6 protein-coding genes are annotated in these 11,127 nt (G+C 70.0%); 2 read left to right on the top strand and 4 right to left on the bottom strand.

The window, feature by feature from the left end; genetic code table 11:
• Positions 1-29 precede the first annotated feature (29 nt).
• Positions 30-2,270 (bottom strand): protein kinase domain-containing protein, encoded by a 2,241-nt coding sequence (locus OG747_RS20845; RefSeq protein WP_405880837.1) that lies wholly within the window; start codon positions 2,268-2,270, stop codon positions 30-32.
• 165 nt (positions 2,271-2,435) lie between these two features.
• On the opposite strand from OG747_RS20845, the gene sigJ reads away from it, so the two are divergent.
• Both sigJ and OG747_RS20835 read left to right on the top strand, forming a co-directional pair.
• Positions 2,436-3,380 carry an RNA polymerase sigma factor SigJ gene (sigJ, locus tag OG747_RS20840; protein ID WP_405880836.1) on the top strand — a complete coding sequence of 315 codons (945 nt, stop codon included), beginning with the start codon at positions 2,436-2,438 and terminating at the stop codon, positions 3,378-3,380.
• Between the two features lie 93 nt (positions 3,381-3,473).
• A complete protein-coding gene (locus OG747_RS20835) occupies positions 3,474-4,670 on the top strand; it encodes an NAD(P)/FAD-dependent oxidoreductase (protein WP_405880835.1) in 1,197 nt (398 codons plus the stop codon).
• 64 nt (positions 4,671-4,734) lie between these two features.
• Here the strand turns inward: OG747_RS20835 and OG747_RS20830 are convergent, their stop codons facing one another.
• The 3 genes from OG747_RS20830 to OG747_RS20820 form a co-directional block, all read right to left on the bottom strand.
• Positions 4,735-9,177 carry a choice-of-anchor D domain-containing protein gene (locus OG747_RS20830; RefSeq protein ID WP_405880834.1) on the bottom strand — a complete coding sequence of 1,481 codons (4,443 nt, stop codon included), beginning with the start codon at positions 9,175-9,177 and terminating at the stop codon, positions 4,735-4,737.
• 324 nt (positions 9,178-9,501) lie between these two features.
• Positions 9,502-10,056, bottom strand: a complete 555-nt coding sequence (locus OG747_RS20825) for a cupin domain-containing protein (RefSeq protein WP_405880833.1) — start codon at positions 10,054-10,056, stop codon at positions 9,502-9,504.
• Between the two features lie 259 nt (positions 10,057-10,315).
• Complete coding sequence (locus OG747_RS20820) at positions 10,316-11,083, bottom strand: MBL fold metallo-hydrolase (RefSeq protein ID WP_405880832.1); 768 nt, start codon at positions 11,081-11,083, stop codon at positions 10,316-10,318.
• Positions 11,084-11,127 lie beyond the last annotated feature (44 nt).

Here is an 11,127-nt window from a genome sequence, read left to right as displayed (position 1 = left end):
GCGGAGGGCGCCGGCCCGGCGGGCACGGGTCAACTGCCGGTGGTCGGCGACGACCGGGCCACGGGACGGTCCGGACGTACGGAAAAGACCGTGTCGCCCGCCACCGCCACGATCGCGTCCTTGACGAGCAGCAGGCTCGGCGTGTTCTCGTCCGCCGAGTCCCCCACGCCGTCCAACGCGGCCGTGCGCCACCGCTCCGCTCCTGTGTCCCGGTCCAGCGCCAGCAGGCGGCCGAAGTGGTTGGCGAAGTAGAGATCGCCGTAGGCCGCCGAGAACACCGGTACGGACAGGTTCTCCAGCTCCGTCGTCTTCCGCCACAGCTGCTTGCCGGAGGTCGTCGACACCGCGGTGACCGCTCCGCCGTCCCGTACGACGTAGACGACGCCGTCCACCAGGGCGGCGGCGCCTCGCGGCGATCCCGCCAGCGGTAGGTGCTGGACGGCGCCGCTGCTCGGGTTCACCCGCACCAGCTCCGCGTACGACTCGTCGCCCACGGACTGCGACACCTTGTCCGGGTCCTGCATCACGGCGAACAGGAACTGTCCGTCGACGACACCGAGCGGTTCCGCCGCCGGCGGCAGCGTCGCGATGTCGCTCCGGGTGCCGTCGGACGCGTTGAGCCGCAGCAGGCTCATCGGAACCCCGCCCGGAGACCCGCCCGACGAGCACAGACCGTACGGGGCGTCGCTCAGTACCAGCGGTACGCAGGACTTCCCGCCCGACGCCGACGCCGACGACGTCCACAGTTCCTCGCCCGACGACCCGTAGGCCACGAACTGCGTCCCGGAGGCCGACATCGTCAGCACCCCGCCGCTGAACAGGTACGCCGGTGCGTTGTTGTCGCCGATGCGGCGGGCCCACCGCTGTTTCCCGGTGCCGGCGTCCAGGGCCACCAGTTTGAGGACCCTGTTGCCGTCGGCCGCGTCGTCCGGAAAGTAGTAGACGTAGACGAGCCCGCCCCGGACACCGACAGGCCGCGCTTCCTGCGGATTGGTGCCGGCCCGCCACAGGGTGCGGCCGGAGGCGGCGTCGACCTTGGCGACCGTGAAGCCCGTTCCGGCGCAGTACGCGGCGTTTCCGCCCGACACGCACCCGGACTCCGCGTAGAAGATCGGGTCGATGTTGCCCGAGTCGTGGGTCAGGTCCGTCCGCCAGGGCTCCCAGCCGGCGGGCAACGTTGCGGCGCGCGGGCCCGCGGCGGTGGGGGACGCGGATTCCGTCGGCGCCTTCGAGGTCGTGTCCGAGCGCGACACGAGGTGCATCGTCGTGATGCTCAGCCCGGTGACGGCCAGGGCCGCGGCGAGGCTGATGAGGATGATCCGGCGCGCTCGGTGTCCGCGGCCGGTTCTGGTCCCGACCGTCTGGCCCATCACCTGGGTGGAGGCCACGCCTGGTGGTGCGGGGCGAGGACGGGAACCCTGGCGGCGGGGTTCCACGGTGGTCGCGTCTCCGGCGGAGTCCGGCAGCGTCCGGAGCATGCGGTGCAGTTCGGCCGGGCCGGGCCGGGCGGCCGGATTCTTGTCGAGGCAACGCTCGACGATGCTCAGGAGCGGCTCCCCGACTCCATCCAGCCGCGGGGATTCATGCATGACCTGATAGCCCGTCAAATAGGGGCTGTCGGCGCTGAACGGACGGGTGCCGGTGGCCGCGTACACCAGCACCGACCCCAGCGAGAACACGTCCGAGGCCGCGGTGACGTCCCGCGGCGAGATGAACTGCTCCGGGGACATGAAGGGCGGGGTGCCGATCAGGCGTCCGGTCACGGTGAGGGCCTGGTTGTCGGCGGCGCGTGAGATGCCGAAGTCGATGACGCGCGGTCCGTCCTCGGCCATCAGGACGTTGCTCGGCTTCAGGTCCCGGTGCACCAGGCCCGCCTGGTGGATGTCCCGCAGTGCCTCGACGAGCCCCAGCCCCAGCGTGCGCAACTCCCGCCCGCTCAACGGGCCTTCCTTGGCCACCATGTCCGACAGCGTGCGGCCCGGCACATACAGCGTCGCCATCCACGGCACTTCGGCGTCCGGATCGGCGTCCACCACCGGGGCGGTGAACGCCCCGCTCACCCTGCGGGCCGCCGTGACCTCCTGCCGGAAACGGGCCCGGAACTCCTCGTCCTGCGCGTACTGGGCGTGCACCACCTTCACCGCGACCTGCCGCCCCGACGCCGAGCGTGCCAGGTAGACGACCCCCATGCCGCCGCTGCCCAGCCGGTCGATCAGCGCATAGCCGCCTATCGACCCTATGGACTCCGCATCCCCGGGGCTCAGCGACATCGCCGGTCACCTTTCCCACATTCCATGCCTCGAAAGCTAGTTCTGATCATCAGACTAAAGGCTGCCCCTGTCCGCCCTGTCCGCCCCGTCCGCCCCGTCCGCCCACGGACACGAAGACACGCCACCCACAAGTGAACCTGGCCAAGCCCTACTAGGATTCGGCCCATGGCCCTGACCATGAACGACGTGGATCGGTTCGAGGCGTCCAGGCCCCGCCTGGAGGCCATCGCCTACCGGCTCCTCGGCTCCGCGAGCGAGGCCGAGGACGCCGTGCAGGAGACGTTCCTGCGCTGGCAGGCCGCCGACGTCGACCACATCGAGGTCCCCGAGGCATGGCTGACGAAGGTTCTCACCAACCTGTGCCTCAACCAGCTCACCTCGGCTCGTGCGCGGCGCGAGACCTATGTGGGCCAATGGCTCCCCGAGCCGCTGCTCGCCGGGGACCCGATGCTCGGCCCGGCGGACACCGCCGAACAGCGCGAATCGGTCTCGTACGCGGTCCTCGCCCTGCTGGAGCGACTCTCCCCGGGCGAGCGGGCGGTGTACGTGCTGCGGGAGGCCTTCGACTACCCGCACCGGGAGATCGCCGAGATCCTCGACATCACCGAGGCCGCCAGCCAGCAGATCTTCCACCGCGCCAAGAAGCACGTCGCGGACGGCAAGGCCCGCACCGAGATCGACGAGGCCGCCGTCCGGCGGATCGTCGACGAGTTCCTCGCGGCCGCCACCAGCGGCCGGACCGAGCCGCTCGTGCGGCTGCTCACCCAGGACGCCATCTCGATCGGCGACGGCGGCGGGAAGATCCCGGCCCGCGCCAAGGTGGTCGAGGGCGCCCTCGCGGTCGCGAAGTTCATGCGGGGCCTGTTCAAACCCGGCAAGGCCAAGCGCGCCCTGGCCGGCGGCTCACCCGAGGTCTACGCCACGACCGCCAACGGCGACCCCGCCGTCGTGGCGGTCGTCGACGGCCGGGTGGTCGGCGTCATGTGCCTGGAGGTCACCGCCGAGGGCATCGCCGCGTTCCGCAACCAGGTCAACCCCGACAAGCTCGAACGCGCCACCCGGCGGTGGGCGGCCGCCGACCACGGCGAACCCCTGCTCAACGCCTTCTGACCCCGATGTGAGGTGCTTCACATCGCGTTGCTGTCAGGAAACGGTGGGCCGCCCGGTTCAGGTGGCGAACCCGCCCAAGACAGGAGCACGTATATGCAGCACCGCATCATCGTCCTCGGAGCCGGATACACCGGAGCCATCGCCGCCGGGCGCCTCGCCAAGCGGCTGCGCCGCGAAGATGTCGCCATCACCCTCGTCAACGCCGAGCCCGACTTCGTCGAGCGCGTCCGGTTGCACCAGCTCGCGGTCGGCCAGTGCCTCAAGCCCCGGCCCTTCAGCGAGATGTTCGCGGGCACCGGCGTCGAACTGAAGCTCGCGAAGGTCACCGGCGTCGACGTCGACCGCAGGACCGTCGCCGTCATCGACGCGAACGGCGCCGAGGAGCTGGAGTACGACACCCTCGTGTACGCCCTCGGCAGCGGCTGGAACAACCAGGGCGTCCCCGGCACCGCCGAGCACGCCCACGAGATCGCCAGTCGCCCCGGAGCGCTCCGGCTGCGCGAGCGCCTGGCCCGCCTGGACGCCGGACAGCCCGTGGTCGTGGTCGGCGGCGGCCTCACCGGCCTGGAGGCCGCGACCGAGATCGCCGAGGCCCGCCCGGACCTCGATGTCGCGCTCGCCGCCCGCGGCGGCCTCGGCGACTGGCTCTCGCCCAAAGGCCGCCGGCACCTGCGGAAGGTCTTCGACCATCTCGGCATCACCGTGCACGAGCACGCCGCCGTCACCGGTGTGGAGGCCGACCGCGTCGCCGCCGCCGACGGCACGTCCATCCCGGCCGCGGTCACCGTGTGGACCACGGGTTTCGCCGTCCACCCGATCGCGAAGGCCACCACCCTGGAGGTCACCGACACAGGCCAGATCGTGGCCGACGGGACCATGCGCTCGGTCTCGCACCCGGACGTGTACGCCATCGGCGACGCGGCCATGGTGACGGGCCCCGGCGACAAGCCGCTGCGGATGTCGTGCGCCTCGGGCGTTCCCTCCGCGTGGCAGGCCGCCGACGCCATCGCGGCGCGCCTGACCGGCGGGAAGCGCCCGAACGTGGCGCTCCGCTACTTCAACCAGTGCATCTCGCTGGGCCGCAAGGAAGGCCTGATCCAGTACGTCACCGCCGATGACCGCGCCGTCCGGGCGGCCCTGACAGGACGGCTCGCCGCCGTCTACAAGGAGCTGGTCTGCAAAGGCGCGGCCTGGGGCGTCGCCAACCCGGCGCTCGGGATGCCGGTCCGGCGCCGCCGCGTTGTGCGGGAGCCGGCCCAGGCGAGCTCGGCGGTCAAGGCGCCGGCCTGACTCGCACAGCGGAACGGGCGCCCTCGGTGCGAGGGCGCCCGGTCCGGGCGGCGACGATCGCCGCTCACTGTCTGACGGTGAAGTACTGCCAGGCGCCCCAGGTGCTGAGGTTGGTGTTGTCCTTGCTGCTGTGGATGTACTGCGCGGCCACGCGGAACCTGCTGTTGACGGCCTTGGTGAGAGACATCTGGTGGCGGCCGGTGCTGGTGGAACCGAGGGAGGAGCAGGGGGTGGTGGTCTGCGTGTGCCAGGCGCCGCCGTAGTACCGCTGCACGTGGAAGACAACGCACTGGCCGGCCTTGTCGGGTGCGACGGTGACGTCGAGTTGCTCCTTGGCGGTGTGGTGGTACACCCGGTAGAGGGTGCTTCCGTAGTGCGTGCTCGTGTAGTAACCGGACAGCTTCTCCGAGATCCCCACATAGGAGTGCACACTTCGGGCGACGGTCTTCGGGGCGTACCGATAGTCGCCGGCGAACACCGCGCTGAACGTGGTGTTGCGGGCGAGCTTGTAGGACCCCGTCAGATTGCCGTGGGAGTCCACTGTGCCCGACTTCACCAGGACCGTCTTGCCGCCGTACGGCTGAGCGTAGACCGCCACCGTACGCCTGTTGTAGGTCGTACCGAGGTGGGTGGTGATCTTCGCGTACTGGCCGTACTTGTACGTCGAGAGGTCGGTGGCGATGGTCAGGGACGTCGAGACCCGGGATACCTGGACGGTGGCGGTGTGGCTGCCCGTCTTGTGCGAAATGTCGCCGCTGTAGGCCACCTTGTAGGTGTTGGCGCCGCCGGTCTGCGGGGTGTCCGCGAACGTGAACGAACCGTCCGCGGCGACCTTCGCGTCGGCGAGTGCGGCACCGGACGGGTGGGCGAGGTCGGTCTTCGTCACCTTGACGACCTCACCGGCGGCGAAGGGCGAGCCGGAGAGCTTGCCGGACACGGTCAGTGCGTGTGCGCGGGTGGCCGTGGCCGGAGCCGCCAGAGTGACCGAGGTGGGCAACTTGGACACCTGGACGAGGTTCGCGGCGCTCGCCGTCTCGTGGGTCTCGTCCCCCGCGTAACGTGCGGCGTAGGTGTAAGTGCCCTCTGCCGGCGGAGTGTCGCCGAACGTGAAGGAGCCGTCCGTCGCCGTCGTCACATCGCGCAGTGCCGCTCTGTTCCGCGTGATGTGTACGACCTGGCCCGGGGCAAGCGCCGCGGTCGAGGTCAGCGTGCCGCGGGCCGTCAACGGCCGGCCCGGGACACCCGTGCTCGGGGCGGTGAGATGGAGCGAGGTCGCCGCCTTGGGCTCCGGAGCCGGGGGCGCCGCCTCGCTGACGACCAGGCCGCTCACCGTCTGCGCGTCGGCGCTGTCGCCCGTGGCGCCGGAGAAGGCGACGAGTGCGCTGGATGTCAGCGTCGGTGTCGCGTCCAGTACCTGCGTCCCGTCGACCCAGACGTACACATGGCCGGCGTCCACCTGGACGTCCACCTGGTGCGTGCCCTGACGCAGGGAGGTGCCGAGTTTGGCCACCGACTGGTAGTCGATCGCCGACGAGCCGGCTGAGCTGTGGCCGACACCCACGAAGTTCTGTTTCTGCAGCGTGTTGTTCCAGCCGGTGTCGAGCGCGACCACCACGCCCGGCCGCCCCGCGATGCCGAGGCCGCCGCCGGCCCCGCCCAGTGCCGAGGCGGAGTTCTGGGCGGGGTCGAGGAGGGAGAGCGTCATGCCGTTCCCGCCGCTACCAGGACCGAACTTCGCGGTGAAGGTGGCCCGCAGGCCGTCGGTGCGCAGCGGTTTGGTGTACACCGCCGTGCCCGCCTGGTTGCTGGTGGCCGGGGTCAGCTGGACGCTGCCGTCGTCGGCCGGCACCGCCGTGCCGTTGGCCTGCCACAGCCCGTCCTTGGCCGAGGTGGTCGTGGCGGTGCCGGTACCGGTGCCCTTGACCGGCACGTACATGGCGCCCTGGCCGTTGCCGTTCGCGTCGACCCCGGTCCCGGTGACCTCGTAGAAGGCGCTCAGGTCCGCAGCCGAACGCGGAGTGAACGTCACGCTCTGCACGGCGGTCTGTTCAGGACCGATGACCAGGCCCTCGGACAGCTGCATCGGGCTGTTGAAGTCACCCGTCGGCGCCTTGGCCTTGGTCACCGTCACCGGGATGTTGCCGGTGTTGGTGATGGTGAACGAGAGCGACTTCGAGCTGCCGATCGGAACCGGGCCGAAGTCCAGCGAGCTCGTGGAGAACTCCAGGTGTCCTTGTCCCGTGATGGCCGTTCCATTGACCGGCACGCTCAGAGTGTGCGTGTCGCCGCTGCTGCTGCTGCTGCTGATCACGAGTGCGTCGCTGTCATCCTGGTTGCCGACCGGCGTGTAGGTGACCGAGAGAACGAACGAATCACCGGCCCGTACGACCGTGCCCGTGCTCGGCAGCCCCGAGGCGGCGAACGAGCCGGTGGGCGAGTCGATCGAGTCGATCGTCTCCGCTTCGGTGCCGGTGTTGGTGATCTGCAGGTTCAGCGTCGAGGTGCTGCCGGTGGGCACGTCCCCGAAGTCCATGGCGGTGGGTGCCGCCCCAAGACCGGGCCTGGTGCCGACGCCATGGAGTGCGAAGACGAGTTTCTGGCCGTCCGACAGATTCGCGGTCAGCGTGCCGTTGATGCCGCCGGTGGTCGTGGGAGCGAAGCTGATCGGTACATCGAGTGTGGCATCCGTCGCCAGCGCCGTGGGCTGCTCGGCCGTGGGCTGCTCGGCCGTGGGCATGGCGGACGGGTCGACCGAGAACGCGCCGGAGGCCTTGAGCCCGGTGATGCTGACGTCCTGCGTGGCTGTCAGCTTCATGTCGGCCGAGCTGCTGCTGCCCACGCCGACCTGGCCGAAGTCGAGAGAGGCCGCGGTCAGGGCGGTCCTGGCCGGGCTGCCGAAACCGTAGAGCACGCCGTCCCGGGTGCCGACGTACACCTTGCCGTCGCCGGCGGTCGGAGTGCTGAACTTCGTTGCCGTGCCGATCGGCGCGGACCACAGCAGCTGCAGCAGGCCGTTGCCGTCGGGGGTGGGGCTGTAGGCGCGCAGGGTGCCGTCGGCCCCGGAGGCGTTGCTCGCGGAGACCATCCACACCAGGGCACTGGAATCGTCCGTGTTGTTGGATGTGACAAGGGGAGAGCCGCTGGTGTAGCCGAAGGTGTCCTGGCTCTGGCCGGTGAGGGTGAGCGCGGGTGTGCCGCCGTTGCGCACGCCGTACTTGAGAGCGCGCAGCGGACCGTAGTTGCCGACGACATAGACATAGCCACCGTCGCCGCCCCAGAACGCGGGATGCCCCCACATTCCCTGGTAGGGGCCGGACACGCTCACCGCGGCGTCGCCGCCCGAGGCTCCCTGGCCCATGCCACCGAGGTTGTCGCGGTCGAGCAGGAACACCCTGCCGTCCTTGCCCTGCTGGACCAGCAGGTGGGGGTGTTCGCTGGTACCGAAGCCGTCCGGCAGTGCCACCGGGGCGCCCGAGGAGATGTCCTGGTCGTTCAGGTCCAGGGTGGAGGCGTCGCTCGGGCTGAAGAAGTCGGCCGTGCTGAGTCTGTTGTCCGCGTTGACCTGGAGGCGGACGACGGACTCGGCCAGGGTTCCCTGCGTGGTCCTGCCCGGCCCGGGGGCCGGGCTGATGCCGTTTCCGGTGCTGAAGAAGATCCGGCCGGAACCGTCGGAGACCAGGCCGCCGCCCGACTGCCAGATGCCGGCGCCGCCCGTGCCGGCACCGGTCACCGAGGCCCACATCGAGGTGATGCTGTGTTCGGTGGTGCTCACGCCGACCACGTAGCCGCGGTACGGCCATGCGTCGCAGTGGCCGCCGAAGCCCGCGTAGACGACGCCGTCCATCAGCAGCAGGCCGGGGCGCTGCTGTTCGTAGTAGGCGTCGAAGCTTGCACTCGGGTCGTTGCCGGGGCTTCCGCCGATGGTGACCGGCCACCCCGAGAGCTCGGTTCCGGAGGTCGGGTCCACCGCGTGCATCAGCCACTTCGGGTGGCGGTGCGTGGAGGTTCCGTCGTCGACCTTGGTGGTGAAGTAGAGGGCGTTGGTGGCGGGGTCGTAGACGGGAGTCGCGGTCGCCCCCACGTTGGGCACCAGGTCACCGCAGCCGATCGCCGAGGCCGGCCACGCCGGTCCGTAGTTCTTGCTCCACTCGATCGCACCGGTGGTGCGATCGAGGCCGTACACGGTGTTGCTCTCGGTGACCGCGATCACCTCGTCGCCCAGCACCAGCGGCTGGGCGTATATCTGCCCGTCCAATTTGGTGGCGAAGAGCCGGCCGAAGGCGGACGACTGGACAACCGCCGGGGAGAGCCCGGCTTCGTTCTGGTCCCAGTTGGTGCGCAAGCTGTCGACGCCCTGGGTGGTCTGGTCGGCCTGGGCCGACGGCATCAGCAAGCTGATCGTCGTGCCGATCAGTGCCGCACCGGCCACGGCTGCGATGGCGAACAGCCGTGTGCGTCGCCGGTCGCGATGGCGGCCACGGCGTGCGGGCGCGGAAAACCCGGCCAAACCGGGACCTCCTCCAGCTATTCGCGCCCGGAGTGGTCACAGGTGCGGGGTAAACATGAAGACTGAGCGGTTTTTCTTACCATCAGCCGACCTGTTTCTGTACCGCTTGTGCACACTTCGTTCAAAGATCGTCACCTGTCGCCGCGCCGCGCGAGTACGGGCAGACCGTCACCACTGCGCGGCCCTCGCCTGATCGACACCCTGGCCGCCGCGGCCCGAGGGCGCGGGAGGCGATCCGTGGCCCCGAGGGCCCATGCCGCGTCCTCAGAAGGCGCTCGGGCCGACGGTCTCTCGGCCCGAGCACCGTTGCTGTGCCGCCCTCGCTCAGGCTTCGTCGGCGGGCCTGTTGAAGTCCGCTTCCTCGGGCAGCACCTCCATGTCGATGTCTTTCCGTCCGAGGAGCGCCGCCAGCGCCAGGCCGCGCTCCGGCGGCCAGAACTCCGGCTTCCCGCCGGGGACGGGGTCGTCCCCGGCCTCCAGGAACAGCGCCTCGCCGCCGCCGGGAGTGTAGAAGGCCACCATGTGTGTCACTTCGCCGGTGATGTTCCGGAACCGGTGCCGTGTGCCCCTCGGCACGAAGACGAAGTCACCGGCGTTCGCCACGAAGGTCTGATCGCCGTTCAGGAATTCCAGCGCACCCGAGATGAGGTAGAAGGCTTCGTCGGCACTCTTGTGCACATGCGCCACCGGGCCGTTGCCCGGAGGAACCCAGCAGTCTATGAAGCCCAATGCGCCGTTGGTGGACTCGGCCGTCGCCTTGACTTCGTAGACGTCGCCGGACATCCACTTGACCACGCCCTTCTCGGCGGGGACGTGCATGACGCACGGACGGTAGTAATCCGGCGTCTGAGCGCCGTTGTTCGGCGGTGCAGAACTCATGTCGTTTCCTTGGAAGGTGATGGATATCGTCGTGCCGGGCGGTGCGCCACCTGGAGATCTGCTGTACGGCGCCGCGGCACCTCTCGCTGTCGCGCATGTACGTGAGCGGCTGCCGGACCTCGTACCACCGAAGACCGGCCTCAAGGTGTGGAAGCCGATATGCGGTGAGAGGTGCTCGGCCGGCCCCGCGGCGGACCCCGGATCCGCCCTGCGCTCGTGGTCATGTTTCCGCTCCTCGACATCACCTCTGCGTGGGAGGTCAGTGGACGCCTAGCTGCCGTGCCTGTCGGGTGGCGGTTCGGATGCCTTCGGTGAAGGGCTCGCCGTGGCCGGGCAGCAGCAGGTCTGCCGTCAGTTCGTCGAGGCGGTCGAGGGCGGTGAGTGCGGCCCGGCTGTCGTGGGTGAAGCAGCGGCTGACGATCGTGGGTCCGGTGCGGTCGGAGAAGCCGTCGGCGGTGACCAGGGCGTCGCCGGTGAAGAGCAGCCCGCGGTCGGTGAAGAAGTATGCGGTGCTGCCGGGTGTGTGGCCGGGCAGTACGACGGCCTGCGGGGCGCCGGGGACGTCTTTCAGCACCTGGTCGGCGTCGAAGACCCGCGCACCCTGCACTGCGGGAGCGGTGAAGGCTCCGGCGCGGGCCAGCTGGAGGGGGAGGGCGAGTGCGGAGGGTCTGCGCAGCAGGTAGGGGAGCATCGAACGCTCGGGCTTGGCGTGGCGCATCGCGCTCCGCGGCCCGTCGCGCAGGATGACGGCGTCCCGCTCGTGGATCCAGAGGTCGGCGCCGGCTTCCTGGAGGGGGTGGGCCAGCCCGGTGTGGTCGGCGTGGCCATGGGTCAGGAGTACGGCACGGACGTCGGCCACGGAGCGGCCGAGGCCGGCCAGCAGCGTGCGCAGTTGCTTCAGATGGGCGGGCGTTCCCGCGTCGACCAGGACGAGACCGTCGGGGTCCTCGATCAGGTAGAAGTTGACGCCATGATCGCCGAGGCGGTGGACGCCAGGTGCGACCTGCGTGGGCGCGGGACGGGACATACAAGCCTCCGGCGACCGAGCAATATTCAATACAGTCGACTGTA

Source organism: Streptomyces sp. NBC_01384, assembly GCF_045040035.1.
Taxonomy (GTDB): domain Bacteria; phylum Actinomycetota; class Actinomycetes; order Streptomycetales; family Streptomycetaceae; genus Streptomyces.
This window is presented reverse-complemented; position numbering and strand designations above follow the sequence as displayed.

Coding starts and splice junctions, on each gene's coding strand:
- OG747_RS20845 (WP_405880837.1), bottom strand. CDS start 2,270: ATGTCGCTGAGCCCCGGGGATGCGGAGTCCATAGGGTCGATAGGCGGC.
- sigJ (WP_405880836.1), top strand. CDS start 2,436: ATGGCCCTGACCATGAACGACGTGGATCGGTTCGAGGCGTCCAGGCCC.
- OG747_RS20835 (WP_405880835.1), top strand. CDS start 3,474: ATGCAGCACCGCATCATCGTCCTCGGAGCCGGATACACCGGAGCCATC.
- OG747_RS20825 (WP_405880833.1), bottom strand. CDS start 10,056: ATGAGTTCTGCACCGCCGAACAACGGCGCTCAGACGCCGGATTACTAC.
- OG747_RS20820 (WP_405880832.1), bottom strand. CDS start 11,083: ATGTCCCGTCCCGCGCCCACGCAGGTCGCACCTGGCGTCCACCGCCTC.